Annotated in this window: 27 protein-coding genes and 2 tRNA genes; 15 read left to right on the top strand and 14 right to left on the bottom strand. The window is 73.5% G+C overall.

Translation table 11 applies throughout. From position 1 onward, the window contains the following. Nucleotides 1-47 precede the first annotated feature (47 nt). The 9 genes from ACFVVO_RS18415 to ACFVVO_RS18375 all read left to right on the top strand — a co-directional run bounded on the left by ACFVVO_RS18415 (nt 48) and on the right by ACFVVO_RS18375 (nt 7281). A complete protein-coding gene (locus ACFVVO_RS18415; protein WP_390056092.1) occupies nt 48-623 on the top strand; it encodes a GAF domain-containing protein in 576 nt (191 codons plus the stop codon). A gap of 200 nt (nt 624-823) precedes the next feature. Continuing rightward, nucleotides 824-1852, top strand: coding sequence for an L-threonine 3-dehydrogenase (gene tdh / locus ACFVVO_RS18410; protein WP_390056091.1), 1029 nt, complete (start codon nt 824-826; stop codon nt 1850-1852). A gap of 147 nt (nt 1853-1999) precedes the next feature. Further along, a complete protein-coding gene (locus ACFVVO_RS18405) occupies nt 2000-3199 on the top strand; it encodes a glycine C-acetyltransferase (protein ID WP_390056089.1) in 1200 nt (399 codons plus the stop codon). A 31-nt stretch (nt 3200-3230) separates the two neighbouring features. Continuing rightward, nucleotides 3231-4142, top strand: a complete 912-nt coding sequence (locus tag ACFVVO_RS18400; RefSeq protein WP_390056088.1) for a LysR family transcriptional regulator — start codon at nt 3231-3233, stop codon at nt 4140-4142. A gap of 35 nt (nt 4143-4177) precedes the next feature. Next, nucleotides 4178-4747 carry a helix-turn-helix domain-containing protein gene (locus tag ACFVVO_RS18395; RefSeq protein ID WP_390056086.1) on the top strand — a complete coding sequence of 190 codons (570 nt, stop codon included), beginning with the start codon at nt 4178-4180 and terminating at the stop codon, nt 4745-4747. After that, on the top strand, nt 4744-5274 hold the full coding sequence (locus ACFVVO_RS18390) for a GNAT family N-acetyltransferase (protein ID WP_390056085.1): 531 nt from the start codon (nt 4744-4746) through the stop codon (nt 5272-5274). Before ACFVVO_RS18395 ends, ACFVVO_RS18390 begins: the two co-directional genes overlap by 4 nt. 30 nt (nt 5275-5304) lie before the next feature. Then, a complete protein-coding gene (locus ACFVVO_RS18385; protein WP_390056083.1) occupies nt 5305-5664 on the top strand; it encodes an MmcQ/YjbR family DNA-binding protein in 360 nt (119 codons plus the stop codon). A 101-nt stretch (nt 5665-5765) separates the two neighbouring features. Beyond that, complete coding sequence (locus tag ACFVVO_RS18380) at nt 5766-7058, top strand: MFS transporter (RefSeq protein ID WP_390056081.1); 1293 nt, start codon at nt 5766-5768, stop codon at nt 7056-7058. Nucleotides 7059-7204: 146 nt separating this feature from the next. Further along, nucleotides 7205-7281 (top strand) — tRNA-Pro (locus tag ACFVVO_RS18375). Nucleotides 7282-7463: 182 nt separating this feature from the next. Here the strand turns inward: ACFVVO_RS18375 and ACFVVO_RS18370 are convergent. The 6 genes from ACFVVO_RS18370 to ACFVVO_RS18345 form a co-directional block, all read right to left on the bottom strand. Beyond that, nucleotides 7464-8486: an MASE1 domain-containing protein gene (locus ACFVVO_RS18370; protein ID WP_390056079.1), complete on the bottom strand. Its 1023-nt coding sequence runs from the start codon at nt 8484-8486 to the stop codon at nt 7464-7466. A 91-nt stretch (nt 8487-8577) separates the two neighbouring features. Next, the gene (locus ACFVVO_RS18365) at nt 8578-9912 is read right to left on the bottom strand and encodes a PP2C family protein-serine/threonine phosphatase (RefSeq protein WP_390056077.1); all 1335 of its coding nucleotides are present in this window, start codon (nt 9910-9912) and stop codon (nt 8578-8580) included. A 214-nt stretch (nt 9913-10126) separates the two neighbouring features. After that, on the bottom strand, nt 10127-10654 hold the full coding sequence (locus ACFVVO_RS18360) for an NUDIX hydrolase family protein (RefSeq protein WP_390056264.1): 528 nt from the start codon (nt 10652-10654) through the stop codon (nt 10127-10129). Nucleotides 10655-10670: 16 nt separating this feature from the next. Next, the gene (locus ACFVVO_RS18355) at nt 10671-11846 is read right to left on the bottom strand and encodes an amidohydrolase family protein (protein WP_390056076.1); all 1176 of its coding nucleotides are present in this window, start codon (nt 11844-11846) and stop codon (nt 10671-10673) included. A gap of 2 nt (nt 11847-11848) precedes the next feature. After that, on the bottom strand, nt 11849-13252 hold the full coding sequence (locus ACFVVO_RS18350) for a glutamine synthetase (RefSeq protein ID WP_390056074.1): 1404 nt from the start codon (nt 13250-13252) through the stop codon (nt 11849-11851). A gap of 75 nt (nt 13253-13327) precedes the next feature. After that, a complete protein-coding gene (locus ACFVVO_RS18345) occupies nt 13328-14137 on the bottom strand; it encodes an SAM-dependent methyltransferase (RefSeq protein WP_390056072.1) in 810 nt (269 codons plus the stop codon). 162 nt (nt 14138-14299) lie between these two features. On the opposite strand from ACFVVO_RS18345, the gene ACFVVO_RS18340 reads away from it, so the two are divergent. Continuing rightward, complete coding sequence (locus tag ACFVVO_RS18340; RefSeq protein ID WP_390056070.1) at nt 14300-15169, top strand: Cof-type HAD-IIB family hydrolase; 870 nt, start codon at nt 14300-14302, stop codon at nt 15167-15169. Nucleotide 15170: 1 nt separating this feature from the next. Here the strand turns inward: ACFVVO_RS18340 and ACFVVO_RS18335 are convergent, their stop codons facing one another. The 5 genes from ACFVVO_RS18335 to ACFVVO_RS18315 all read right to left on the bottom strand — a co-directional run bounded on the left by ACFVVO_RS18335 (nt 15171) and on the right by ACFVVO_RS18315 (nt 18537). After that, entirely contained in the window at nt 15171-15971 is an 801-nt protein-coding gene (locus tag ACFVVO_RS18335; RefSeq protein WP_390056068.1) for an SAM-dependent methyltransferase, read from the bottom strand. 64 nt (nt 15972-16035) lie between these two features. After that, nucleotides 16036-16683, bottom strand: coding sequence for an endonuclease (locus ACFVVO_RS18330; RefSeq protein WP_390056066.1), 648 nt, complete (start codon nt 16681-16683; stop codon nt 16036-16038). A gap of 8 nt (nt 16684-16691) precedes the next feature. Beyond that, nucleotides 16692-17036 (bottom strand): DUF3140 domain-containing protein, encoded by a 345-nt coding sequence (locus tag ACFVVO_RS18325; protein ID WP_390056064.1) that lies wholly within the window; start codon nt 17034-17036, stop codon nt 16692-16694. 74 nt (nt 17037-17110) lie between these two features. Further along, the gene (locus tag ACFVVO_RS18320) at nt 17111-17596 is read right to left on the bottom strand and encodes a Dps family protein (RefSeq protein WP_390056062.1); all 486 of its coding nucleotides are present in this window, start codon (nt 17594-17596) and stop codon (nt 17111-17113) included. 143 nt (nt 17597-17739) lie between these two features. After that, entirely contained in the window at nt 17740-18537 is a 798-nt protein-coding gene (locus tag ACFVVO_RS18315; RefSeq protein WP_390056061.1) for an alpha/beta hydrolase, read from the bottom strand. Nucleotides 18538-18693: 156 nt separating this feature from the next. Between ACFVVO_RS18315 and ACFVVO_RS18310 the strand changes: the two genes are divergently transcribed. From ACFVVO_RS18310 to ACFVVO_RS18300, 3 genes are all read left to right on the top strand, one after another. Continuing rightward, nucleotides 18694-19881 (top strand): thiolase family protein, encoded by a 1188-nt coding sequence (locus ACFVVO_RS18310; RefSeq protein ID WP_390056059.1) that lies wholly within the window; start codon nt 18694-18696, stop codon nt 19879-19881. 81 nt (nt 19882-19962) lie between these two features. After that, nucleotides 19963-21474, top strand: coding sequence for a long-chain fatty acid--CoA ligase (locus ACFVVO_RS18305; protein WP_390056057.1), 1512 nt, complete (start codon nt 19963-19965; stop codon nt 21472-21474). Nucleotides 21475-21566: 92 nt separating this feature from the next. Then, nucleotides 21567-22340, top strand: coding sequence for a sulfite exporter TauE/SafE family protein (locus ACFVVO_RS18300; protein WP_390056056.1), 774 nt, complete (start codon nt 21567-21569; stop codon nt 22338-22340). On the opposite strand, the gene ACFVVO_RS18295 is transcribed toward ACFVVO_RS18300, so the two are convergent. After that, a complete protein-coding gene (locus ACFVVO_RS18295; RefSeq protein WP_390056055.1) occupies nt 22326-23111 on the bottom strand; it encodes a TIGR01458 family HAD-type hydrolase in 786 nt (261 codons plus the stop codon). The two genes, ACFVVO_RS18300 and ACFVVO_RS18295, sit on opposite strands and share 15 nt — an antisense overlap. Before the next feature lie 61 nt (nt 23112-23172). Between ACFVVO_RS18295 and ACFVVO_RS18290 the strand changes: the two genes are divergently transcribed. Beyond that, nucleotides 23173-23949 (top strand): cobalt-precorrin-6A reductase, encoded by a 777-nt coding sequence (locus ACFVVO_RS18290; RefSeq protein ID WP_390056054.1) that lies wholly within the window; start codon nt 23173-23175, stop codon nt 23947-23949. Here the strand turns inward: ACFVVO_RS18290 and cobF are convergent. Beyond that, nucleotides 23906-24679 (bottom strand): precorrin-6A synthase (deacetylating), encoded by a 774-nt coding sequence (gene cobF, locus ACFVVO_RS18285; protein WP_390056052.1) that lies wholly within the window; start codon nt 24677-24679, stop codon nt 23906-23908. The two genes, ACFVVO_RS18290 and cobF, sit on opposite strands and share 44 nt — an antisense overlap. 67 nt (nt 24680-24746) lie before the next feature. Further along, nucleotides 24747-25256 carry a DUF309 domain-containing protein gene (locus tag ACFVVO_RS18280; protein WP_390056051.1) on the bottom strand — a complete coding sequence of 170 codons (510 nt, stop codon included), beginning with the start codon at nt 25254-25256 and terminating at the stop codon, nt 24747-24749. A gap of 105 nt (nt 25257-25361) precedes the next feature. Between ACFVVO_RS18280 and ACFVVO_RS18275 the strand changes: the two genes are divergently transcribed. Then, nucleotides 25362-25435, top strand: a tRNA-Pro gene (locus tag ACFVVO_RS18275). Nucleotides 25436-25525 lie beyond the last annotated feature (90 nt).

The raw sequence follows: 25525 nt of genomic DNA, 5'->3' as shown, positions 1-25525 counted from the left end.
CCACGGAGCCGCCATATGAGCTACGTCCACAGCGCCGGAGACCGGTCATGAGCTACGAGCCGCCCCGTCCGGTCCGGGGTCTGCTGCTCACTCCCGAGGACAAGGAGGCCCCCGCCCGTACCTCCAGACTCCGCGGGCTCGGCCTGGGGGAACGGCCCGAACCCGCTCTCGACGCCTTCGCGGACCATCTCGCCCGGCTCACCGGCGCGCCGTACGCCATGGTCAACTTCGTAGGCGAGGACCGCCAGTTCTTCGCGGGCCTGCGCGCCCCGGTGGCCGCGCCCGTGGTCCGGGAGGACGGCAGCAGGCCCGAGGTCGGCCGCGTGCTGCCGCGCGACCACGGCTTCTGCCCTCATGTGGTGGTCCGGCGCAAGGCCCTGGTCCTGGAGGACGTCCGCGACTACCCGCGCTTCGCGGGCAACCCCGTCGTCGACGAGTACGGCATCCACTCCTACCTCGGCGCCCCGCTCATCGACAGCTCCGGCATGGCGCTCGGCACCGTGTGCGCCGCCGACGTCGCCCCGCGGGCCTGGGGCAGGACCGGACTGGAGACGATCAAGTCGCTGGCCGCCGAACTCGCCGCGCACATGGAGGGGTCGGCGCGGGACGGTCTGCCGCTCTGAGCGGACTCCCACCGGACCCGGGGCGCGGCGGAGACCGCGCTCAGGGGGCGTGAAGCAAAGCTGAGGCGGCGGTTAAGAAAAGCTCGATGGACCCCGGCGCGCGCGTACGGCAGATTGCAGGGTGATTCCACCCCTCTGACCCGGTGCGGGCTTCTTCGGCATGCCCGCGGGCCGGGACCTCACCCACAGGAGCCGTAGCGTTGAAGGCGCTGGTCAAGGAGAAGGCGGAGCCCGGGCTCTGGCTCACGGACGTCCCGGAGCCCGCCATCGGTCCCGGCGATGTGCTGATCAAGGTCATGCGGACCGGTATCTGCGGCACCGACCTGCACATCCGGGCCTGGGACGGCTGGGCGCAGCAGGCGATCAGCACGCCGCTCGTGCTGGGGCACGAGTTCGTCGGGCAGGTCGTGGAGACCGGCCGCGACGTCAGCGACATCCGGGTCGGTGACCGGGTCAGCGGCGAGGGCCACCTGGTGTGCGGCAAGTGCCGCAACTGCCTCGCCGGGCGGCGCCATCTGTGCCGGGCCACCATCGGCCTCGGCGTCGGCCGGGACGGCGCGTTCGCCGAGTACGTCGCGCTGCCGGCGTCCAACGTCTGGGTGCACCGCGTCCCCGTCGACCTCGACGTCGCCGCGATCTTCGACCCGTTCGGCAACGCCGTGCACACCGCGCTGTCGTTCCCGCTGGTCGGCGAGGACGTCCTGATCACCGGCGCCGGCCCGATCGGCCTGATGGCCGCCGCGGTGGCCCGGCACGCCGGCGCCCGCAACGTCGTCATCACCGACGTCAGCGAGGAGCGCCTGGAGCTGGCCCGCAAGATCGGCGTGAGCCTCGCCCTGAACGTCGCCGGGACCACCATCGCGGACGGACAGCGGGAACTCGGTCTGCGGGAGGGCTTCGACATCGGCCTGGAGATGTCCGGCCGCCCCGAGGCCATGCGGGACATGATCGCCAACATGACGCACGGCGGCCGGATCGCCATGCTCGGCCTGCCCGCCGAGGAGTTCCCCGTCGACTGGGCCCGCGTGGTCACCTCGATGATCACCATCAAGGGCATCTACGGCCGCGAGATGTTCGAGACCTGGTACGCGATGTCGGTGCTGCTGGAGGGCGGCCTGGACCTCGCCCCCGTGATCACCGGACGCTACGGCTACCGCGACTTCGAGGCGGCCTTCGCCGACGCGGCCGGCGGCACCGGCGGCAAGATCATCCTCGACTGGACTGCTTGATCTTCCGGCTCGGTCCGCCTCCGGGCGCCTGCCGCCGGTGTCGGAAGACCGACCGTGCGCAGCCCTTCGGGCCTCCGCGCCCCCACGATCTCTCGCCCCCGGCGCGCCCCTTCGGCTCACTCGCCCCCGCACTTGTTGGAGTCCCTCATGTTCAACTCTGTTCGCGACGACCTGCGCGCCACCCTCGACGAGATCCGTGCCGCCGGTCTGCACAAGCCCGAGCGGGTCATCGACACCCCGCAGTCCGCGACCGTCAACGTCAGCGCCGGCGGCCGCCCCGGCGAGGTCCTCAACTTCTGCGCCAACAACTACCTCGGCCTCGCCGACCACCCCGAGGTGGTCGCCGCCGCCCACGAGGCGCTCGACCGCTGGGGCTACGGCATGGCCTCGGTCCGCTTCATCTGCGGCACCCAGGAGGTGCACAAGGAGCTGGAGGCCCGCCTCTCGGCCTTCCTCGGTCAGGAGGACACCATCCTGTACTCCTCCTGCTTCGACGCCAACGGCGGTGTGTTCGAGACCCTGCTCGGCGAGCAGGACGCGGTGATCTCCGACGCCCTCAACCACGCCTCCATCATCGACGGCATCCGCCTGTCCAAGGCCCGCCGCTTCCGCTACGCCAACCGCGACCTCGCCGACCTGGAGGCCAGGCTGAAGGAGGCGACCGAGGGCGGCGCCCGGCGCAAGCTGGTCGTCACCGACGGCGTCTTCTCCATGGACGGCTACCTCGCGCCCCTCGCGGAGATCTGCGACCTCGCCGACCGCTACGACGCGATGGTCATGGTCGACGACTCGCACGCCGTCGGCTTCGTCGGCCCCTCCGGCCGCGGCACCCCCGAGCTGCACGGCGTGATGGACCGCGTGGACATCATCACCGGCACCCTCGGCAAGGCACTCGGCGGCGCCTCCGGCGGCTATGTCGCCGCCCGCGCCGAGATCGTCGCCCTGCTGCGCCAGCGCTCGCGCCCGTACCTGTTCTCCAACACCCTGGCCCCGGTGATCGCCGCCGCCTCCCTGAAGGTCCTCGACCTGCTGGAGTCCGCCGACGACCTGCGCGTCCGGCTCGCCGAGAACACCGCCCTGTTCCGCCGCCGGATGACCGAGGAGGGCTTCGACATCCTCCCCGGCGACCACGCCATCGCGCCCGTCATGATCGGTGACGCGGCCGAGGCGGCCCGCATGGCCGAACTGCTGCTGGAGCGGGGTGTGTACGTGATCGGCTTCTCCTACCCGGTCGTCCCGCAGGGCCAGGCCCGCATCCGCGTCCAGCTGTCCGCCGCGCACTCCACCGAGGACGTGGACCGGGTGGTCGACGCGTTCGTCGCGGCCCGCGCCGAGCTGGCGGTCTGACCAGCACGGACATGGGGCGATAATTGACCCCATGATCGAAGCGCGGCGGCTCCACATCCTCCGGGCGGTGGCCGACCACCGTACGGTGACGGCGGCGGCCGCCGCGCTCTATCTCACTCCCTCCGCCGTCTCCCAGCAGCTGACCGCGCTGGAGCAGGAGACCGGCCACCGGCTGGTCGAGCGGGGCGCCAAGGGAGTGCGGCTCACCCCGGCCGGCGAGATCCTGCTCAGCCACACCAACGCCGTCCTCGCCCAGCTCGAGCGGGCCGAGGCCGAGCTGGCCGCCTACGGCTCGGGGGAGGCCGGCACGGTCACCGTGGCCGCCTTCGCCACCGGCATCGCCGAGGTGGTGGCGCCCGCCGTGGCCCGGCTGGCCTCCTCGGCGCCGGGCATCCGGATCCGGGTCCAGGACGCCGAGGGCGACGCCAGCCTGCCGATGGTGCTGGACCGGCAGGTGGACGTCGCCGTCGCCGTGGAGTACCGGGGCGCCCCGGCCGCCGGTGACCCCCGGCTGACCCATGTGCCGCTGTACGCCGAGCCCTTCGACGCCGTCGTACCCGTCGGCCACCGCCTCGCCGACGCCGACGAGGTCCCCCTCGCCGAGCTGGCCAAGGACCCGTGGATCGGGCCGTACCCCGGCAACCCCTGCCACGACGTGGTCGTCCTGGCCTGCGAGAGCGCCGGATTCCAGCCCCGGCTGGAACACTCCTCCGACGACTTCCGCGCCGTGGTCGCCCTCGCCTCGGCCGACGCGGGCGTGGCCCTCGTACCCCGCTCCGCCCTGCGCGGCATGGACCTCGCGGGCGTCGTCGTCCGCCCGGTCGACGGGGTGGCCCCCACCCGCCGGGTCTTCGCGGCGGTCCGCCGGGGCGCCGAGGGACACCCGTTGATCCGCCCGGTGCTTGAGGCCCTGGGGCGGGCGGCGGGCGTGAGCCTTCCGTAACGCGGCCGTCTCGTATCCGGGATAACGTCCCGGATATGAGAACCGAAGCCCCCGACGTCGACGCCCGGATCGGCGCCCGGCTGGCCGAACTCCGCGCCGGGCACGGCTGGTCCCTGGGCGAGCTGGCCGAACGCAGCGGAGTGAGCAGGTCCACCCTGTCCCGGGCCGAACGCGCCGAGATCAGCGCCACCGCCTCCCTCCTCAACCGTCTCTGCCATGTCTACGGACGCACCATGTCCCAGTTGCTCAGCGAGGTCGAGGCGGCGCCGGCCCCGCTGGTCCGGGCGGCCGACCAGCAGGTCTGGCAGGATCCCGCCGCCGGCTTCGTACGGCGGTCCGTCTCCCCGCCGCACGGCGGCCTGCGCGGCGAACTGGTCGAGGGAAGGCTCACCCCGGGCGCCGACATCGCGTACGACCGCCCGCCCGTGCCCGGCCTCGAACAGCACCTGTGGGTCCTCGACGGCACGCTGGAGGTGACCGTCGAGGACGTGGGCCACGCCCTCGGCACCGGGGACTGCCTGCGGATGCGGGTCTTCGGCCCGACGCGGTTTCGCTGCCCCGGACCCGGAGAGGCGCGCTACGCGCTCGCGGTGGTGCGGCCATGACCGTGCTGCGCTGGAACGACGCCCAAGTACGCGAGCGGTGTCAGGAGTTGGCCGGCCTGCTGGCCGACACCGTGGCCGGGGGAGCCTCGGTCGGGTTCCTCGCGCCGCTCGGGCCGGCCGAGGCCGCCGCCTGGTGGCGGGAGCGGGCCGACGCCGTGGCGGCCGGACGGCTGGCGGTCTGGGTGGCCGTGGACGGCACGGACCGGGTGGCGGGCACGGTCGGCCTGGCCCTGCCCGACAAGCCCAACAGCCGCCACCGCGCCGAACTCGTCAAGCTGATGGTGCACCGCTCCGCGCGCGGACAGGGCCTCGGCCGCAGGCTCCTCGCCACCGCCGAGCAAGCGGCCGTCTCCGCCGGCGTCACCCTGCTCCACCTCGACACCGAGACCGGCAGCCCCGCCGAGCACCTGTACCGCTCGGCCGGCTGGACCCCGGCCGGCACCATCCCCGACTACGCGGCGAGCCCGTCCGGCGAACTGCGCCCCACCCCCCTCTACTACAAGCGGGTCGGTCCGCCCGCCGGGTGACTGTCAGTGGCGGGGGCTAGCGTGCGGGGCATGCCGGACGCAGAAGACGTACGCCGTGTCGCCCTGTCCCTGCCGGACACCACGGAGAGGACCGCCTGGAGCATGCCCACGTTCCGGGTGGCCGGGAAGATGTTCGCGACCCTCCCCGAGGACGAGACGTCCATCGCCGTGCGCTGCCCGAAGGAGGAGCGCGACGAACTGGTGCTGGCCGAACCGGAGAAGTTCTGGATCGCCGGCCACGAGGCCCAGTTCGCCTGGGTGAGAGCGAGACTCGCGGCGCTGGACGACGAGGCGGAGCTGCGCGACATACTCGCGGACTCCTGGCGCCAGGCCGCCCCGCCCCGACTCCTGGAGACCCACCCCGAACTGGGTGCGCCCGGCGCCCCCTGAGAACGGCCCGCGAAAACGGTTCGGCGGGCACCGGTGCGGCGTGGCATGATCCCGCGCGGCGCACGAGGTGAGGGCGGGGAGCCGAAAGGGGAGTACGCGGCATGACCGGTACGCGGGCACGGCGCGACGATGTCGCGGGGACGGGGCGGGGGCGCCGAGCCGGTGCCGAGGGCCACGCCGTCTGGTCGCGGGACTTCGCGTTGTTCTTCGTGGCCCGGGCCGTCGCCCGGCTCGGCGACACCATGCTGCCCGTGGCGCTCGCCGCCGGCCTGCTGCGGCACGGGTACGGCGCCGGCGCGGTCGGTCTCGCCATGGCCTCCGCGTCCGCCACCTTCGCGGGTCTCGTCGTCTTCGGCGGGGTGATCGCCGACCGGTTCAGCACCCGCGGGCTGATGATCGGCGCCGACCTGGTCCGGCTCGTCACCCAGTCCCTCGCCGCCGTCCTGTTCTTCTCGGGGCATGTGGTCCTGTGGCAGATCTGCGCCATCGGGATCGTGGGCGGCGTGGCCGCGGCCGTCTTCCAGCCGGGCGTGGCCAGCACCGTGCCCCGCCTCGCCCCCGACGTCCAGAGGGCGAACGGCGCGATCCGCGTCGCCGAGTCGGTGGCCCAGCTCGCGGGACCGGCCGCCGCCGGCCTCCTGGTCGGCTTCGCCTCGCCCGGCGGTGTGTTCGTCGCGCACGCCGCCACCTACGCGATCAGCGCCCTGTGCCTCCTGCTGCTGCGGCTCCCGCCACTGCCCGGGGGCGCCCGCGCCACCGGGCCCGGCCTGCGCTCCTTCCGGGCCGATCTGGGCGAGGGCTGGCGGGAGTTCCGGTCCCGGACCTGGCTGTGGGGCGTCATCGTCGTCTGGGGCGTGTACATGATCGCCACCTGGGGGCCGACGGTCCCGCTGGTGGCCGCCGAGGTCGTCCGGGACCACGGCCCGCGCGCCTACGGCCTGATCAACTCGGCCCTCGGCGCGGGCACCGTCGTCGGCGGCCTGTTCGCCCTCCGGCTGCGCCCGCGCCGCATGCTGCGCGCCGGGGCGCTCGCCCTGTTCGCCTTCTTCGGCTTCCCGGTCGCCGTCGGCGCCGGTCTCGGCGTGCCGGCCATGGCGGTGGGCGCGGCGGTGGCGGGGGCGGGCATGTCCTTCTGGGGCGTGATGTGGGCGACCAGCGTGCAGACCCAGGTGCCCGGCGACGTCCTCAACCGCATCCACGCCTACGACGTGGCCGGCTCCCTCGCGATGATGCCCGTCGGCCAGGCCCTCGCGGGACCGGCGGCCGCAGTCCTGGGCGCCGGCCACGTCCTGCTGATCGCCGGCGGGGTGAGCCTGCTGGTGGCCACGGCGCTGCTCTCGGTCCCGGCGATACGCGACCTCACCCGAGCCGACGCCCGGACCCCGGCGCGCTGAGCCGCCCCGGCGGTCACACGCGGGCCCCGGCCCCCTCCGCGGTGCGCGCGACCCCCGGTCGCCGTAATGGAGGCGCGACCACCGACCCGAGTGCGGTATTGTTTCCCTGCGCGTTTCGACCGGGGAAACCCCAGGTCAAACGGCACCGGGACGTGGCGCAGCTTGGTAGCGCACTTGACTGGGGGTCAAGGGGTCGCAGGTTCAAATCCTGTCGTCCCGACCAGCTTCTTGCGATGGTCGGAGGGTCGTCTTCTCAGGGATGAGGAGACGACCTTTGTCGTGTCCGGTGCTCTTCCGCTTGCGGGTCGGCCACCCCGGCCTCCTCCCCGGCCTTCTTGGCCCCCTCATTGAGCTCCCCGTCCCTCGTCGCGGCCTCTCCGTCGCCCGTCCCGGCCGCTCCGTCGCTCATCGTGGCTCCCCGTCGGCCTCCCCGGCGTCTGCGCCGGTCGTCCTGGTCGGCCCCCGGGTAAGGAGGGGGTGGTGGTCGCCGGTGGTGATCTTGGAGACCATATCGGCCAGTTGCCCGCAGGCCAGTTCGATCTCCCGCTGGGACTGGGCCCGTTCGCCGAGTATCGCGGAGAGCAGCAGCGCGGTCAGGGCGGCCGTACCGTTGAAGGCCTGCAGAGTGATCATGTTGGTGACCAGGTCGTGCCCGGCGAACGGACCCGACCTCCGCGCGGCGGCCAAGATCGCGAAGGTCGAGACGGCCAGCGCGCAGGGGGCGGCCCCCGTCAGCTGGAAGCGGAAGGCCGCCCAGAACAGCAGCGGGAAACCGAGGAACAGCAGCGGCGCGCGCCCGGTCTCCACGAAACCGACGCCGATGGCGGCCACCGCGAGCAGCAGCCCCTCCACCCACCGGACCGGCGGCACGCCACTCGGCCAGCGGGCCCTGCGCAGGACCAGCAGGACCGGGGTGACCACCAGGACGCCCATCGCGTCACCGGTCCACCACACCGACCAGGTCGGCCAGAATCGGTCGAGGCTCAGCGCACCGGAGAGCACCAGGGCCGCGCTGCCCGTCGTCGCGCTGATCAGCATCCCGGTGAACGCGCCCAGGAAGATCAGTGCCAGCGCGTCCCGCAGCCGGTCCAGTTCCTTGCGGAACCCCGTGCGGCGCAGCAGCGCGTAGGAGCACAGGGGCGCGAGGGTGTTGCCGGCCACGATGGCGAGCACGGCCGGGACCGACGGCCCCAGCGTGATGTTGACCAGAAACGCGCCGAGCGTGATGCCGGGCCAGAGCCGCGGGCCGCGCAGCAGCAGCGCCGCCACCGCGATCCCGCTCGGCGGCCACACGGGGGTGACCTGGCCGCGCACCAGTTGCTGGAGCAGGCCGAGCCTGGCCGAGCCGTAATAGAGCGCGGCGACGACGCAGACCTCCAGGGCGGCCAGGCCACCGCGCCGGAGCCGTTCGTGCCACGCCACAGTCATTGGGCGACCTCCGCTCGCCATCGCCTCGAAGCCATCATCCGTCCGATCCGCGGGTTCCGCCCGGCGGCGTGGTGAACCGCGGATCCGCTGGTCAGGCAGGCGGGGTGCGCAGGGCGAGGACGGCCATGTCGTCGTGGCCGTCGCTGGGGTGGTGGTCCGCCAGTGCCTGGACGAACTCCGGCAGCGGCAGGGCGGCGTGCGCGGCGGCGAGATCGGCGAGTTCGCGCAGGCTCTCGTCGATGGCATGGTCGGGATGCTCGACGAGGCCGTCCGTGAAGAAGATCACCGTGGCGGCCGGGGGCAGGAGACGGGAGTGCTCGGGTCTGGGCTGCCCGGTGTCCACGCCGAGCGGCAGCCCGGGCTCGGAGAACAGTAGTTCCGCCCGGTGCTCCGGGGCGATCAGCAGCGGCGGGACGTGACCGGCGGTGCTCCAGCGCAGCCGCCAGCCCGCCCCCTCCGGTTCGATGCGGGCCAGGGTGGTCGTCGTGACCGGGTTGTTGGTGATCGCCTCCAGGGTCCGGTCGAGCTGGGTGAGGACCGCCCCGGGCGGATTGCGATGGTCGAACAGCAGGGCTCGCATCATGTTGCGGGTGGAGGCCATGGCGGCCGCCGCCTGCAGATCGTGGCCGACCACGTCACCGATGACGACGGCCACGACGTGGTCGGGGAGCTGGATGGCGTCGTACCAGTCCCCGCCGAGCTGACTGGGCTCCGCGGCGGGCCGGTAGATGGCGGCGGCGGTGAAGGGCCGCAGGTCGGGGAGGGTGGGCAGCAGCAGCCGCTGGAACTGCTCGGCATCGATCCGGATCCGTTCGAACAGGCGGACGTTCTCGATCGCGATGCCGGCGGCGCTGGCCAGGGCGACCACGACGTTCTCGTCGTGCTGGTCGAAGGGCCGGCCGTCGAGCCGCTCGGAGAGGTACAGGTCGCCGTAGATCTCGCCGCGGACGCTGATCGCGACGCCCAGCAGCGTGCGCATGGGCGGATGGCCGGACGGGAAGCCGACGGAGGACGGGTGGCCGGGGATGTCGTCGACCCGCAACGGCTCCGGGTAGCGGATCAGATGGCCGAGGACGCCCCGCCCACGTGGCAGGCCGGTCTCGGCCAGCGCACGGCGTTCCGGCTCGGACAGGCCGTCCGTGATGAACTGCTCCAGGTCCGTCCCGGACCTGTTGAGCACGCCCAGGGCCCCGTAGCGGGCGCCGACCAGCTCCATGGCGGTGGTCACGATGCGGTGCAGCACCGCTGGCAGTTCCACCTCTCGGCTGATGGCCACCACCGCGTCCAGCAGGCCCTGCAGCCGGTCCATGGTGGACAGCAGGCCGCGTAGCTGCTCGTCGATCCGGCCCAGCTCGGAACGCAGGCGCGAGTGCAGGTCGGGCAGGGTCGGGTGTCTCGGCTGCCGGCCCTCCCGGTTCCCGGCCATCACGCGCGCCCGGTGGTCCGGTGTCCGGTCCCGGTGCCCGCCCGCCGGTCACGGCGGACCGGTTCGGACAGCCCCTGGATCGAGCGGTGCATACCGGCCTCCTGACACGATCCCCCGTGACGGCTGTGTCGTCCTTCGATTGTGGCATCGGCGGCCCCCGGCCTCAGCGGGAGCGGCCGGGTGCCGCGGCCGGAGGCGGCACCCGCCACCGGCGTCAGGACACCTGCCCCACATGGGCGAGGGCCTGCTTCAGCAGCACGCCGTGCCCGCCCGGCATCTCGCTCTGCAGGGCCGCCGAGGCGGCCTCCTGCGGGCTGAACCAGACCAGGTCGAGCGCGTCCTGCCGGGGGCGGCAGTCGCCGGTCACCGGCACGATGTACGCCAGCGACACGGCGTGCTGGCGCGGGTCGTGGTACGGCGTGACGCCGGCCGTCGGGAAGTACTCCGCGACCGTGAACGGCTGCAGGGAGGCCGGCACCCGGGGCAGGGCGACCGGGCCGAGGTCCTTCTCCAGATGGCGCAGCAGGGCGTCCCGCACCCGCTCGTGGTGCAGGACACGGCCGGACACCAGGGTCCGGCTCACCGTTCCGTCCGGGCCCATGCGCAGCAGCAGTCCGATGCTCGTGACTTCGCCGCTGTCGTCCACGCGCACGGGCACGGCCTCGACGTAGAGGATCGGCATCCGGGCCCTGGCCATCTCCAGCTCGTCCGAGGTCAGCCAGCCGGGCGTGGTTTCGGTCATGTCAGACATTGCTTGATCATACTTTCCGGGTGGGGCGTTCGCTGCGGTCGCGGGCCTCTTCGTTCGTGGGCAGTGCGTACAGTCGGCGGGCGTTGTCGCGGCCCGTCCAGGCCGTTACGCGCAGGGCGTCGGGCAGGCTCAGTTCGTCGGCGTCCACCCGGTCCTGGAGCAGTGCGCCCAGGGCGCGCCGGAAGGACAGCGCGCCCAGGTGGTGGAACTCGGCCACACCGTAGGCATCGGAGCTGTACAGCAGTTTGCGGAACGGGGTGATCTCCAGCGCCTCCTCCAGTACCGCCCGGCAGCGGGCCGGGCCGGTGTAGTGCAGGGCGAGGCCGACGTCCAGGTACACCTGTTCGAACACCGCCGACAGATAGGCGGCCTGGCGGTGGTACGGCCAGCAGTGCAGCAGCAGGACCGGGACCGTGCCGGCGGTCAGCCGCAGCCAGTCCGTGAGCAGCGCGGGGTCGGCGTGGTGCAGCCGCAGGTCGGCGTCGCCGAAACCGGTGTGCAGTTGCAGCGGCAGCCCCAGGTCGACCGCGGTCCACAGCAGATGCCGTACGAGGACCGGGTCGCCGAGGCGTCCGCCGCGCTCGAGCCACCGCCCGGCCGCCCGGGTCACCTCGCCGTCCGCGGGCCGCTCCGGGGCGAGGGCGAAGCCGGTGCGGTAGGCGGCCACCGACTTCACCGCGATCACCCCGGGCCGACGTACGGACTCCTCGGCGGCCGACCGGAACGCCTCGGCGTATCCGCCGGCCGTGACGCCCCGGGCCGCCACCTGCTCGGCCACCCGTTCGAGCCGTACCACCTCGTGGGCGGTGCCGCCCGAGGCCTCGGCCAGCTCGGCGGGGGAGGTGACGGGGTGCGGGGCGTAGCCGGTGTCGACGCAGAACGCCTCGGCGCCGGCGGCTGTCAGGAAGCGGCGGTTGACCTCCCGCCAGCCCAGCTCGCGGCGCCGGGCCAGGTAGTCGGCCGGTGGCGCGTGCCGGGGCAGGTCCAGCAGAGGCGCGCAGTGGCGGCGCACCGCCACGCCGACCGGGCTGTCGAAGGCCGACATGCCGGGCCAGACATCGCCCTCCGTGATCAGCGACTCGAACTCGGCGGGCGCGAGGTCGGCCGTGACGGCGCCGTGGCAGTGGTGGTCCACCAGCGGCAGAGCGGCGAGGGCCTCGTGGACCGGCCCGGGCGCTGCCATGGTCAGTACGTCCAGCGGTAGGCCGCCGCGACCCGCGCGTCGTCCAGGCCGTCCACCGCCGCCGCCTCCCCGAGCCGTACGGCGGTCACCGCGTCCGCGAGGACCGGGCCCAGCGCGGCCCGCAGCACCTCGTCGGCCCGGAACTCCTCGACGGCCCCCGGCAGCGACACCGGCAGGCGCCGCACGCCGAGAGCCGCCGCCTCGTCCGGGCCGTACCGGGCCGGATCCCCGGTGATCTCCTCGGGCAGCGTCCGGGACGCCGTCAGGCCGTCCAGCCCGGCGGCGATCACGCAGCCGAACGCGAGATACGGGTTGGCGGCCAGGTCGACCGGCTTGACCTCCATGTTCGCCTCCTGGGCCCGGCGGCCCGTCGTGCCGGTGACCATCCGCAGCGCGGCCTCCCGGGTCTCCCGGCCCCACGCGGCGAAGACCCCCGCCCACTGGGAGGGCCTGAGCCGCAGATAGCTGGCCGGGCTGGGCGTGGTCACCGCCGTCAGCGCGGGCAGACGCGCGAGCACCCCGGCCGCGAACGACTCCGCCTCGGCCGTCAGGCCGTACCGGCCGTCGCCGCCGGCGTGCAGGTTCACCCCCTCGCGCCAGCACGACAGGTGCAGATGGCCACCGTTGCCGACGCCCTCGGCGAGGACGGCGGGCGAGAAGGACACCCGCAGGCCGTGCCGCCGCGCCACCGCCCGGATCGTCTGGCGCACCAGCACGCTGCGGTCGGCGGCGGCCACCGGGTCCAGCGCGCCCACCGAGATCTCGAACTGCCCGGCGGCGTACTCGGGATGGATCTGGTCGACGTCCACGCCCTGGGCCGCGAACGCCGCGTACAGGTCGGCGGCGCAGTCGCTCAGCTCGACCTGCCGGACGGCGCCGTACGCCGGGCCGGAGGCCGCCGGGACGAACTCCCCGTCGGGCGCGTCACCGAGCCCGAACGCCCACTCGACCTCGATGGCCGCCCGGAAGGTGAGGCCGTGCTCCTCGGCGGCCCGCGCGACGATCCGGCGCAGGAAGGTGCGGGAGCAGCCGGGGTGGGACTCGCCCTCCTGCGTGATCCGGTCCACGGGCGCCCAGGCCCAGCCGGGCTGCCCGGCCAGCACCACCAGCCGGTCGAGATCGGGGTAGAGCCTCAGGTCGCCGTCCGGGGAGCCGAGGACGTCGGTGGTGACGATCGAGTCGTCGGCCAGGAACGTGTCGAAGACCGGCGACATGCCGACCCCCCAGGCCGCGGCCGCCTCCAGCCGGGCGGTCGGGATCGTCTTCACCCGGCCGACGCCCGCGGTGTCCACGTACGCGAGGACGATGCCGTGCACGCCCCGCGCGGTCAGCTCGGCGGTGAGCGCGGCGACCCGCTCCAGGTCGCCGGGCCGCCCGCCGGGCACCGGGTCGGCAAGGGTGGTCATACGTCCTCCTCGACGGGCTCGGCCCCGGCCGGCCGGGGCGGCGGGGCCGGGCTCGGCTCCGGTCCGCGGGTCCGCTCAGGGTTTCACGGCCACCGCGCCGAACTGCGGTACCGCGGCGGCGTCGGGTTCGGCGCGCCACTGCGAGCACGGCACCAGGCCCGGCTCGACCGGCTCCAGACCGTCGAGGAATTCGGCGATCCCGGCGCGGTCGCGGGCGGTGATCGGCGGGGTGGCGTTGGCGTTCCAGAACTCCATCGCGGCGATGTTGCCCTCGCCGCCCACCTCGGCGTCGAAGGTGGGGTGGGTGAGCACCAGGAAGCTGCCGGAGGGCACCGCCGCCATGATCCGCCGCACGATGTCCCGGGCCTCGTCCACGTCCAGGACGAAATTGAGGATGCCCAGCATCATCACCGCGACCGGTCGCTCCAGGTCCAGGGTCTCGGCCGCGCCGCGCACGATGGCTTCGGGGTCGTGCACATCGGCGTCGATGTAGTCGGTGACGCCCTCGGGGGAGCTGGTGAGCAGCGAGCGGGCGTGCACCAGGACGATCGGGTCGTTGTCGACGTAGACGATCCGGGAGTCGGGCGCGACACGCTGCGCGATCTCGTGGGTGTTGTCCACCGTCGGCAGGCCCGTGCCGACGTCGAGGAACTGGCGCACCCCGCGCTCGGCGGCCAGGTAGCGCACCGCCCGGCCGAGGAAGTCCCGGTCCGCCCGGGCCACCGCCCGGATCACCGGGAACATCCCGGCGACGTGCTCGCCGACCCGCTGGTCGACCTCGTAGTTGTCCTTGCCGCCGATCCAGTAGTTCCAGACCCGCGCGTTGTGCGCCACGGAGGTGTTCAGCCTCGCCGGTCCGGCGGTCGGGGAATGCCCCTCGCTCACGTATCCGCCCCTCTCACGTGCGGTTGCCCGCCGTCATTGTGCCGCCCCTTGATCGCGCTGTCCCGGGAAACCCCGGACCGTGACGGGCCGGGCACCCTCCGGTGTTCCCCGGCGCATGAGGAACACTGGCTCAGGTACCCCTCCCCGATCCGGAAGCAGGACATGCACGCCACGCCCGCGTCCCTCGCCGACGTCCCCGCGCCCGTCACCGGCTCCGCCGACATCCGGCTCGTCGTCACCGACATGGACGGCACGCTGCTGGACGACGCCAAGCGCGTCCCCGACGGCCTGTGGCCGATGCTCGCCGAACTGCGCCGCCGCGGCGTGCTGTTCAGCCCGGCGAGCGGCCGCCAGTACGCCACGCTGGCCCGGGAGTTCGCGGACGTCGCCGAGGGGATGGTGTTCATCGCGGAGAACGGCACCTACGTCGTCCGCGACGGCGTGGAACTCAGCTCCGACCCGCTGGAGCCGGCCGTCGCGGCGGACGTCGCCCGTACGGTACGCAGGCTCGGCGCGGACGGCGTCGACGTGGGCGCCGTCGTCTGCGGCAAGCGGTCGGCGTATGTCGAGCGGTCCGACGAGGCGTTCCTCGCGGAGGTGCGCAAGTACTACGTCGAGCACCGCGTCGTCGAGGACGTCACCGCCGTCGAGGACGAGGTGATCAAGGTCGCGCTGTTCGACTTCGGCTCGGCCGAGCACAGCACCGCCCCGGCCCTCGACGCGTTCGCCGCCACCCACCAGGTCGTCGTGTCCGGCGAGCACTGGGTCGACGTCATGAACCGCACCGCCAACAAGGGCGCCGCCCTGCGCGGCCTCCAGCGCGAACTGGGCATCACACCGGCGCAGACGATGGTGTTCGGCGACTACCTCAACGACCTGGAGATGCTGGACGCCGCCGAGTGGTCCTTCGCCATGGCCAACGCCCACCCGGAGGTCGTCCGCAGGGCACGCCGTCTCGCCCCGGCCAACAACGACAACGGCGTGCTGCGGACCATCGCCGAGGTGATCGGGATACCGCTCCAGCGGGCCTGAGTCAGCGCTTCAGCCCGACCGCGCCGTACAGCGAGACCGGTGCGGCGTCGTCGGACGCGTCCTTCGCGCGCCACCGGGCGACCGACACGATCCCGGGCGGCAGCAGTTCGAGTCCCTCGAAGAACACGCCGACCTCGGCCCGCGAGCGGGCCACCAGGGTGACCCCGCCCGCCGCGTACGCGGCGATGCCCCGTTGGACGTTCTCCGGCTCGAAGTCGGCCGTCATCATCGACAGCACCAGGCAACTGCCCGGGGCCAGCGCGTCGACCAGCGTGCGGACCAGGTCGTGGGCGCCGTCCTCGTCGGCGACGAAGTGCAGCAGGGCGATCAGGGAGAGGGCGACGGGGCGGCCCAGGTCCAGGACGCGGGAGGCCTGTTCGAGGATGGCGCGCGGATCGCGGGCGTCGGCCTGGAGGTACTCGGTCACGCCCTGCGGGGTGCCGCGCAGCAGCGCCTGCGCGTGGGCCAGCACGATGGGGTCGTTGTCCACGTAGACGACGCGGGCGTCCGGCGCCACGGACTGGGCGATCTGGTGCAGGTTGGGTTCGGTGGGTATGCCGGTGCCGATGTCCAGGAACTGGCGGATGCCCGAGTCCCCGGCCAGCGCTCGTGTGGCGCGGCGCATGAAGGCGCGGTTGGCGAGCGCCGCGCGCGGGGCGCCGCCGTCGATCGCCGCGATCTGCCGGCCGAGCCGTTCGTCGACGGGGTAGTTGTCCTTGCCGCCGAGGAACCAGTCGTAGACCCTGGCCGGATGCGGCCGGGTGGTGTCGATGGCCTGGGCGGCCGGCTCGGTCCCCGTCACGTGCTGCTCCTCCGCTCGACCGGCCCCCGTGGTCAGCCGGGGGATCGGGAGCAGTGTGACACGATCATGAGGCGCGGCGCAGACAGTCTTCGGCCACCTGTTCGTCCAGGGCCGCCCGCACCAACGCCGCCGCCAGCACGGCCGGTTCGGTGTCCCCGGCGAGCCGCGCCAGCCGGCCGGGGTCCTCCGGCAGGCCGAGCCGGCCGGCGCCGGACAGCGCCTTGCGGTCGAAGTACGGCGCGACATCCGGCCACACCCGCTGGGCCTCACGCAGGAAGATGTCGGCGCCGGCCGGCCCGATGCCCGGCTCCTCCTGGAGGAGCCGCTTGAGTTCGCCGGTGTCGCCGCCCGCCTCCTCGTGCAGCCGGCGCAGATCACCGCCCCAGCGGTCGGCCAGCAGCCCGGCGCCGTCGCCGAGTTGTGTTGCCGTGCGCTCGTCGTAGCGCCGGTAGCCGCCCCGCCCCAGCGCGTCCACCCGCTGCTGCCAGTCCGCCCCGGCCATGCGCCGGGGGCTGTCGAGGTGGTCCTCGTGCAGCGCGCGGGCCGCGGCCACGGCGACCGAGGCGCGGATCCGCGCGCTCAGCAGGAGGGAGAGCACGAGCAGCCGGTACAGCGGCTGCGGGGTGTCCCGCAGCCGGATGTCCGCCTCCTCGGCGTACGTCCGCCCGTACGCGGACACCAGCTCGGACACGACCCGTTCGTCGCGGTTCACGGCGCGTCCTACGGCTTGAGCGGGTCGTGCCCCAGCGTCATCAGCCGGTGCCGGCGGCGGGTGTCCTCCGGCGTCCGCTCCGGCTCGGGCTCGTTCTCCATGTCCACCAGGTCACCGACGGTGTCGACGACGCTGTGCATCACCCGGACGTCGTCGTCGGTCAGGTCGGTGCGCCGCTTCTGGAGGATGGCGAGGACGTGCTGTCCGGTGGGCGAACCCGCCTGGTCGGGCAGGGGCTCCACCTCTTCGTCGGCGTCCCGGACCCTGAGCCAGGAGGCGAGTTCCGCCGAGGTCATGTTCACCACGCGGTGGAAGTCCTCCCACAGCGCGTCCATCTCGAGTGCGTCCGCCATGGACTTCCCCTTCCGTGTGCGGGGGCCGGCTCACCTGCGGCGGGTCGGCCGTCCTGCGTCGGGCCGGTGCCGGATCACTTCTCGTCGCGGGGCCAGTTCTCGGCCTCGAACATCCAGCGCTGCTTCTCCAGGTCGGCCGTGATGGAGATCAGCAGGTCCTGGGTGACCGGGTCCGGCTCGTCGGTCGCGGCGATGTGCTCCCGCAGCCGGCCGATCGCCGACTCGAGGGCCGCCACCATCAGCGCCACCACCTCGGTGTCGCGCAGCCAGCCCTCCCTGGTGCCGGGCAGGGCGAGGGACGCGGCGACGGTCTCGGGCCGCCCGTCCGGCGGCAGGCCGAGAGCGGCGGCGCGCTCGGCGACCGTGTCGGAGTGGGCGCGGGCCGTATCGACCACCTCGTCCAGCTGGAGGTGGATCGAGCGGAACCGCGGCCCGACGATGTTCCAGTGGGCCTGCTTGCCGATCAGCGACAGACCCAGCAGGTCCACGAGAGTGTTCTGCAAGGCGGTACCGGTGATCTTGAGCGCCTCGTCGGACAGCGTGCTCTTCACCACGGTCATGGCGCTGTTCTCCCCTTCGTCGTCTTCATTCGTGACGTGCCGGTTGATGTCGTTCCGTCCGGCTTGATGCCGTGACATCCGGCTTCGTGGCGTCACGTCCGACGATGCGGGTGCCCGGCGTGTGCCGGGGCAAACGCGCCTGATCAGCGGGGGAGTGCCCGGTCCAGGAAGCGGATCAGCTCGGCGAAGACCTCCGCCCGGTTCGTCTCGTTGAACACCTCGTGCCGTGCCCCGGTGAAGATCCGTTCGGTCAGCCGGCCGCCGCTGAGCCGCTCCACGCCGACCCGGCTGCCCGGCAGCGGCACCAGCCGGTCCTCGTCACCGTGCAGCCACAGCAGCGGCAGCGGCCCGACGTCCCCGCCCTCGTCGACGGCCTCCAGGGTCCGGGTGAACGCCTTGAGCGTCGGCCGCTTCATCGGGCCGTGCCACACCAGCGGGTCGGCGGCGTAGGCGGCGCCCACGGCGGGGTCGCGGGAGAGCGCGGCGGGGCTGATCGGGGTGTCCGGGATCTCGTCCAGGGCGAGCAGCCGCCCGGGCAGCTCCCAGGCGCCGATCACCGGCCCGGACAGGACCAGCGCGCTCAGTTCGGAGCCGTACCGCTGGGCGTACCGGGCCGCGATCAGGCCGCCCATGGAGTGGCCGACCATGACGAGCGGCAGCCCGGGATGCGCGGTCCGGGCCAGTCCGGCCACCCGGTGCACGTCCGTGACCACGTCCTCGAAGTCCTCGATCACCACCCGCTCGCCCGCCGACCGCCCGTGCCCGACGTGATCGGGGCCGTACACGGCCGCCCCGTGCCCGGCCAGCACGCCGGCCAGCTCGTCGTACCGGCCCGCGTGCTCCCCGTACCCGTGCACCACGAGGGCCAGGTACCGCGGCTCCGGGTGCGGCCACTCGGTGACGGCGATGCCGCCGAGGTCGTGCTCTCGGACGTCGGTCATGTCTCCTCCAGCCGGTTCGGCGCGGGTCACGGGAGGATCTTCCCAGGGGGCGGGCGGTCGGGCTATAGTCCAAAACTAGCAGTGCTAATTAAGGGTGCTGCCGAACGGACCCAGGTCCGTGCTGATCCACATCGTCGTCGGTCAGGAGTCCCAGCCGTGCGTCCCGTCCACTTCGCGGCCGCCCGCCGCACCCCCATCGGCAAGCTGCGCGGAGCCCTCTCCACGGTGCGGCCCGACGACCTGGCGGCCACCGTGATCCGCCGTCTGGTGGCCGACCTGCCCGCCCTGGACCCGGCCCGCATCGACGACGTCTACTGGGGCGCCGCCAACCAGGCGGGTGAGGACAACCGCAACGTCGCCCGGATGGCCGCCCTGCTCGCGGGCCTCCCGGAGTCCGTGCCCGGCGCCACCGTCAACCGGCTGTGCGCCTCCGGCCTCGAGGCGGTCACCGCCGCCGCCCGCACCATCGCGGCCGGCGAGGCCGACATCGTGCTCGCGGGCGGCTCCGAGTCCATGAGCCGCGCCCCCTTCGTGCTGCCGCGCCCCGACGAGGCCCTGCCGCACCGCATCGAGACCCACGACACCCGGCTGGGCTGGCGTCTGGTCAACCCCGCCATGAAGGACCTGCACGGCCTGCTGGCCATGGGCGAGACGGCCGAGGAGGTCGCCGAGCGGTACGGCGTCTCCCGTGCCCGCCAGGACGAGTTCGCCCTGCGCAGCCATCAACTGGCCGCCGCCGCACGCAAGAACGGCCACTTCGACGACGAACTCCTGCCCGTGGAGCGCCCCGACGGCATCACCGTGGACCAGGACGAGTGCGTCCGCGAGGACACCTCGCTGGAGAAACTGTCCCGCCTCAAGCCGGTGTTCCGCGCGGGCGGCACGGTCACGGCGGGCAACGCCTCCCCGATGAACGACGGCGCGGCCGGACTGCTGCTGGTCAGCGAGGAGGCCCTGAACGAGCTGGGCCTGGAGTCCCTCGGCCGGTACGTCGCCGGTGCCTCGGCGGGCGTCCCCCCCGACGTGATGGGCATCGGCCCGGTCCCCGCCACCCGCAAGGCGCTGGCCCGGGCCGGCTGGACCATCGGCGACCTGGGGGAGGCCGAGTTCAACGAGGCGTTCGCCGCCCAGGCCCTCGCCTGCGTCGACGAACTGGGCATCGACCCCGACCTGGTGAACCCCACCGGCGGCGCGATCGCCCTCGGCCACCCGCTCGGCTGCTCCGGCGCCCGCATCCTCACCACCCTGCTGCACCGGATGCGGCGCACGGGCGCCGAGCGCGGGCTCGCGACCATGTGCGTGGGCGTCGGGCAGGGCAGCGCCATGCTGGTCGAGAGGCACTAGCAGGGCCGCGACGGGGGCAACGGGGGTCCCTGGCAAGGGGATCGGAAACAAGAGCCGCAGCAAGAACGGAGCACCACTGGCATGGCAACCCTGTCCGTCGCCGCCATCCTCGCCGAGAACGCCCGGCGCCGCCCCCACCGTACGGCCCTCGTCGAAGGAGACCTGCGGCTGTCCTTCGAGGAGGTGTGGCAGCGGGCCCGGGCCCAGGCGGGCGCGCTCGCCGAACTCGGCGTCCGACCGGGGGACCGGGTCGCCCTGATGGCGCCCAACACCGCCGACTTCCCGATCGCCTACTACGCGATCGCCGCGACCGGCGCGGTCGTCGTCCCCGTGCACCTGCTGCTGTCGCCGCCGGAGGTCGAACACGTCCTGAAGGACAGCGGGGCCACGCTGCTCCTGGTGCACCCGGCGCAGGCGGCGACCGGGCGGGCCGCCGCGCGGGCCCTCGGTGTCCGTGTGGCCGAGCTGGGCGACGAACTGGACGCCCTCGCGGCCGGGGCCGAGCCCCTGCCCTCGTACGTCTCCCGTGCCGCCGACGACCCGGCGGTGATCTTCTACACCAGCGGGACGACCGGCGTGCCCAAGGGCGCCGTGCTCAGCCACTTCAACCTGGTGATGAACGCGACGGTCAACGCCTTCGACGCCAACGACATCCGCGCCGACGACATCGCGCTCGGCGCGCTGCCGCTGTTCCACGCCTTCGGCCAGACGGTGTCGCTCAACTCCACCTGGCGGGCGGGCGCGACGCTCGTGCTGCTGCCCCGCTTCGACGCGGCCCGCGCCATCGAGCTGATGGTCAAGGAGGGCGTGAACACCTTCCACGGCGTGCCCACCATGTTCGTCGCGCTCGCCGCGGCGGCCGCCGACGCCGACGCCCTGCCCGAGCTGCGCGTGTGCGTCTCCGGCGGCGCGTCGCTGCCGGTCGCCGTGCTGGAGCGGTTCGAGGCCGCGTTCGGGGCCCACATCTACGAGGGGTACGGGCTGTCGGAGACCTCGCCCACGGCCACCGTCAACCAGCCGGTGTTCGGCACCAGGCCGGGCACCATCGGCCACCCGCTGTGGGGCGTCGAGGTGGAGATCGCCCGCGCCGAGGTGGAGGGGCGGATCGAACTTCTGCCGCCGGGCGAGCTGGGCGAGCTGGTCATCCGCGGCCACAACGTCTTCTCCGGCTACCTCGGCCGTCCCGAGGCCACCGCCGAGGCGCTGGTCGACGGCTGGTTCCGCACCGGCGACCTAGGCACCAAGGACGACGAGGGCTTCCTCAGCATCGTCGACCGCAAGAAGGACGTCATCATCCGCGGCGGCTACAACGTGTACCCGAGGGAGGTCGAGGAGGTCCTCATGCGCCACCCCGGCGTCGCCCAGGTCGCCGTCATCGGCCTGCCCGACGAACTGCACGGCGAGGAGGTGTGCGCCGTGGTCGTACCGGCCGGGGACGCCGCGCCCGACGCCGCCGGGCTCACCGAGTGGTCCAAGGAGCACCTCGGCCGGCACAAGTACCCGCGCCGCGTGGAGTTCAGCGACGCGCTGCCGCTCGGGCCGAGCATGAAGGTGCTCAAGCGGGAACTGCGGACCCGGTACGCCGGCCGCTGAGGCCGGCCGGACCCCGGTTTACCGGCCGTGGGGACCACCCCGCGGAAACGGTCCGACGCCGCCGGACGCGTGCACATAGCATCGGTCGCCGTATGAACACGATGACGCTCTGGCACATATCCGGCTGGGGGTTCGCCGCCCTCGCCCTCGCGGCCCTGCTGGTGGGCTTCTCCAAGACCGCCGTCAGCGGGGCCAACACGGTCAGCCTCGCGGTCTTCGCCGCCATCCTGCCCGCCCGTGCCTCCACCGGAGTGCTGCTGCCGGTCCTGATCGCCGGTGACGTGCTCGCCGTGCTCACCTACCGGCGGCACGCCCACTGGCCCACGCTGTGGCGGCTGTTCCCGGCCGTCGCGGCCGGCGTGGTGGCGGGCACCCTGTTCCTGGTCCGGGCGGACGACGCGGTCGTACGGACCTCGATCGGCGTGATCCTGCTGCTGATGGCGGGCGTCACGCTGTGGCGGCGGCGCCGGGCCGGGGCGGAGGCCGAGCCGGACGCGGTCACCAGCCGGGCAGGCCGGATGAAGGCGCGCTCGTACGGTGTCCTCGGCGGGTTCACCACGATGGTCGCGAACGCGGGCGGCCCGGTGATGTCGATGTATCTCCTTTCGGCGGGCTTCCGCAAGCTCGGCTTCCTCGGCACATCGGCCTTCTTCTTCCTCATCGTGAACGTGTCCAAGGTGCCCTTCAGCGCGGGACTCGGTCTGATCGACGGCCGTTCGCTGCTCCTCGACGCCGCGCTCGTGGTGTTCGTCGTGCCCGGCGCGTTGATCGGCAAATGGGCTGTGAACAGGATCAACCAGCGGCTCTTCGAACAACTGGTGATCGCGGCGACGATCGTCGGCGGTGTGCAGCTACTGCTGCGCTAGGCCCAGCAGCGCCGGGACGTCCGCGAAGGAGTCCACGACGTGGTCGGGAGTGCCGCTCGCGTTCTCGTGCGTCTCCGGCCGGTACTTCCCCGTCCGCACCAGGACCCCAGTGAGCCCGGCCCGCTGCGCCGCGAGGACGTCCGACTCGACGTCGTCGCCCACCATCAGCGCCTGGTCCGCACCCGCGCCGAGCCGGGACAGCGCGGCCTCGAAGAACGCCCGGGACGGCTTTCCCGTGACCTCCGCCTCGACCCGCGCCGCCCGCTCGAGCCCGAGCAGGAAGGCACCGGAGTCCAGTTGCAGCCCGGAGTCGGTCCGCCAGTACAGATTGCGGTGCATCGCGACCAGCCGCGCCCCCCGCTGCAACTGCCCGAACGCCCGGTTCAGCGCCGCGTAGTCGAACTCCGGCCCCGCACCGCCCACGACGACCACGTCCGCACGGTCGTCGTCGACCACGGTGATGTCACCCAGGTCCGCCCCCACGTCCCCGCTGTTGAGGAGGGCGCAGCGGGCGCCCGGGTAGTGCTCGGCGAGATGGACGGCCGTGGCGGCGGGCGCGGTCAGCACGTCCTGCGCGTCCACCTCGAAGCCGGCCCCCGACAGCGTCCGGGCGATCGACGCCCGGGAACGGGACGTCGTGTTGGTCACCAGGGCCACACCGATACCGGCCCCGCGGATCCTCGCCAGCGCCCGCACCGCACCCGGCAACGGCTTCCAGGAGACGGTGAGGACACCGTCGATGTCGATCAGGACGGCACGCACGGATTCCATGGCCCGACGGTAGCCGTCCACGCGGCGGACCGGCCCCCGCGACCTCGGTAGGCTCACCCCCATGTCCCCGCACGTCCTGATCCTCGGCGGCACCGCCGAGGCCCGCCGGCTCGCCGCGGACCTCGCCGCCCGCCCCGGTGTCCGGGTCACCACCTCGCTGGCCGGCCGGGTCGCCCGTCCGGCACCGGTGGCGGGCGAGGTGCGGATCGGCGGCTTCGGGGGGCCGGAGGGCCTCGCCGACTGGCTGCGCGCGCACCGGGTGGACGTCCTCGTCGACGCCACCCACCCCTTCGCCGAGTCGATCACGGTCAACGCGGCCCGTGCGGCGGCGGCCACCGGAGTCCGCGCCCTGGTGCTCCGCCGCCCCGGCTGGCGGCCGGAGCCCGGTGACGACTGGCACTTCGTCGACTCGCTCGACGCGGCCGCCGAGGCGCTGCCCCGCCTGGGCCGACGGGTGTTCCTCAGCACCGGCCGCCTGGGGCTCGCCGCCTTCCGCCACCTGACGGACCTGAGCTTCGTCGTCCGGTCGGTGGATCCGCCCGGGCCGCCGCTGCCCCCGGACACCCGGGTGGTCCTCGCCCGCGGCCCGTTCACGGTGACCGACGAGACGCGGCTGCTGCGCACCCACCGGATCGACGTCCTGGTCACCAAGGACAGCGGAGGCGAGGCGACGGCCGCGAAACTGACGGCCGCACGGGACCTCGGGCTGCCCGTGGTCGTCGTACGCCGCCCCGAACCGCCGGCCGGCGTCACGGTGGTGCCCGACGTGGCCGGCGTACTGGCGCGGCTGGGCCTCAGCTCTCCCCGGGGTTCCGGCGCAGCAGATACGTGTCCATGATCCAGCCCTTGCGCTCCCGGGCCTCGGCACGCACCCGCTCGATGCGGGGGCCGGCCTCGGCCAGCGGGCCGGAGACGAGGATCTCGTCAGGGGTGCCTATGTACGCCCCCCAGTAGATGTCGATGTCCTGCTCCGCGTACCGCCGGAAGGCCTGGTGCGCGTCCAGCATCACCACGACGTCGTCCACCCCCTCCGGGAACCCCTCGGCCAGCCGCCGCCCGGTGGTGATCTGCACCGGCCGGGCCACCCGGTTCAGCCCCGTGCGGTGCCGGGCCACCAGGGAGGAGACGCTGCTGATGCCGGGCACCACGTCGTACTCGAAGTGCACCGTGCCCCGCTCCAGCACCTCCTGGAGGATGCCGAGCGTGCTGTCGTACAGCGACGGGTCACCCCACACCAGGAACGCGCCGGTGCCGTCCTCGCCGAGCTCCTCGGTGATCAGCCGCTCATAGATGCCCGCGCGCGCGACTCGCCAGTCCTCCACGGCCGGGGAGTACGACGTCCCGCCCGCCGTACGGTCCCGCTCCGGGTCACGGGCCGTCACCACCCGGAATCCGCCCTCGGGCAGATGCGCGTCGAGTATGTCCCGGCGGAGCTGGGTGAGGTCGCTCTTCACCTCGCCCTTGTCGAGCAGGAAGAACACGTCCGTGCCCCGCAGCGCCTTGACCGCCTGAAGGGTCAGCTGGTCGGGGTCGCCCGCACCGATACCGATGACATGAATCTTTCGCACGCCCAGAGTCTGCCGCATGCCACTGACAGTGATCCCACCGCCTCCGCGGCGGCCGTGGGGGAGGCGGTCAGGAAACCAGCCGCGGCGCCTCGGCCGCCGCGTCGACGGGCCCCGGCCCCCGCTCCACCCGCCCGGCCAGCTCCCGTGCCCACACGGCGAGCCCGGCCAGATCGATCCCGTAGGGCCGGTCCTCACCCCGCGCGACCTCCCACTCCTCGACCGCGCCCGCACCGCGCCGCAACAGCCGCGCCCCGCCGGCGACGTTGCCCCGGCCCGCGTGCGTGAGCCCCACGGCGAGCTGGGCGAGACCGCGCCACAGTGTGCGCTCGTCCTCGGGCCCCGACTTCCAGGCGTCCTCGAACACCTCGTGGGCATGGAACGGACGGCCCGCGTCCAGCAGCGCCTGCGCCTCGGCGACCGTCTCCCGCGCGGTCCGTACGACCCCCTCCGGCTGCCGTTCGACCCCTTCCGCCCCGTACGGCAGCGGCCGCCCCAGCCCGTCCCGAGGCCGGGCGTTGCGCGCCCGCCCGTCCGCGTCCCGGTCCCGGCCGCCCGCCGTCGTACCCGCGTCTGTCATACGACCCATTGTCCCGGCCCCGCCCCGGGGCCTCTTCGGCGCACCCCCGCACGTGGGGTAAAGTGCTGTTCGCGCGATCACGCGGGTCACCGCGAGTGAGCGCATCGGGACGTGGCGCAGCTTGGTAGCGCACTTGACTGGGGGTCAAGGGGTCGCAGGTTCAAATCCTGTCGTCCCGACTTGCTGAACAGCAGGTCAGGGGTCGTTCGAGAGCAATCTCGAACGACCCCTTCGCCATGTCCCGGACCTGCGCGCCCCGCCTGCCGCGG

It is taken from the genome of Streptomyces sp. NPDC058145, assembly GCF_042884245.1.
Classification (GTDB): domain Bacteria; phylum Actinomycetota; class Actinomycetes; order Streptomycetales; family Streptomycetaceae; genus Streptomyces.
Note: the sequence above shows the minus strand (reverse complement) of the source record. Positions and strands in the feature narration are given on the sequence as shown.

Excerpts from the sequence above, each read along its gene's own strand:
- ACFVVO_RS18320 (WP_390056062.1), bottom strand. The coding sequence starts at position 17,596 with ATGACCGTGGTGAAGAGCACGCTGTCCGACGAGGCGCTCAAGATCACC.
- ACFVVO_RS18280 (WP_390056051.1), bottom strand. The coding sequence starts at position 25,256 with ATGACAGACGCGGGTACGACGGCGGGCGGCCGGGACCGGGACGCGGAC.
- ACFVVO_RS18295 (WP_390056055.1), bottom strand. The coding sequence starts at position 23,111 with ATGGAATCCGTGCGTGCCGTCCTGATCGACATCGACGGTGTCCTCACC.
- ACFVVO_RS18350 (WP_390056074.1), bottom strand. The coding sequence starts at position 13,252 with ATGACCACCCTTGCCGACCCGGTGCCCGGCGGGCGGCCCGGCGACCTG.
- ACFVVO_RS18390 (WP_390056085.1), top strand. The coding sequence starts at position 4,744 with ATGACCGTGCTGCGCTGGAACGACGCCCAAGTACGCGAGCGGTGTCAG.
- ACFVVO_RS18405 (WP_390056089.1), top strand. The coding sequence starts at position 2,000 with ATGTTCAACTCTGTTCGCGACGACCTGCGCGCCACCCTCGACGAGATC.
- ACFVVO_RS18290 (WP_390056054.1), top strand. The coding sequence starts at position 23,173 with ATGTCCCCGCACGTCCTGATCCTCGGCGGCACCGCCGAGGCCCGCCGG.
- ACFVVO_RS18300 (WP_390056056.1), top strand. The coding sequence starts at position 21,567 with ATGAACACGATGACGCTCTGGCACATATCCGGCTGGGGGTTCGCCGCC.
- ACFVVO_RS18355 (WP_390056076.1), bottom strand. The coding sequence starts at position 11,846 with ATGGCAGCGCCCGGGCCGGTCCACGAGGCCCTCGCCGCTCTGCCGCTG.
- ACFVVO_RS18415 (WP_390056092.1), top strand. The coding sequence starts at position 48 with ATGAGCTACGAGCCGCCCCGTCCGGTCCGGGGTCTGCTGCTCACTCCC.
- ACFVVO_RS18325 (WP_390056064.1), bottom strand. The coding sequence starts at position 17,036 with ATGGCGGACGCACTCGAGATGGACGCGCTGTGGGAGGACTTCCACCGC.
- ACFVVO_RS18305 (WP_390056057.1), top strand. The coding sequence starts at position 19,963 with ATGGCAACCCTGTCCGTCGCCGCCATCCTCGCCGAGAACGCCCGGCGC.
- ACFVVO_RS18340 (WP_390056070.1), top strand. The coding sequence starts at position 14,300 with ATGCACGCCACGCCCGCGTCCCTCGCCGACGTCCCCGCGCCCGTCACC.
- ACFVVO_RS18380 (WP_390056081.1), top strand. The coding sequence starts at position 5,766 with ATGACCGGTACGCGGGCACGGCGCGACGATGTCGCGGGGACGGGGCGG.
- ACFVVO_RS18395 (WP_390056086.1), top strand. The coding sequence starts at position 4,178 with ATGAGAACCGAAGCCCCCGACGTCGACGCCCGGATCGGCGCCCGGCTG.
- ACFVVO_RS18400 (WP_390056088.1), top strand. The coding sequence starts at position 3,231 with ATGATCGAAGCGCGGCGGCTCCACATCCTCCGGGCGGTGGCCGACCAC.
- ACFVVO_RS18315 (WP_390056061.1), bottom strand. The coding sequence starts at position 18,537 with ATGACCGACGTCCGAGAGCACGACCTCGGCGGCATCGCCGTCACCGAG.
- ACFVVO_RS18370 (WP_390056079.1), bottom strand. The coding sequence starts at position 8,486 with ATGACTGTGGCGTGGCACGAACGGCTCCGGCGCGGTGGCCTGGCCGCC.
- ACFVVO_RS18385 (WP_390056083.1), top strand. The coding sequence starts at position 5,305 with ATGCCGGACGCAGAAGACGTACGCCGTGTCGCCCTGTCCCTGCCGGAC.
- ACFVVO_RS18360 (WP_390056264.1), bottom strand. The coding sequence starts at position 10,654 with ATGACCGAAACCACGCCCGGCTGGCTGACCTCGGACGAGCTGGAGATG.
- ACFVVO_RS18365 (WP_390056077.1), bottom strand. The coding sequence starts at position 9,912 with ATGGCCGGGAACCGGGAGGGCCGGCAGCCGAGACACCCGACCCTGCCC.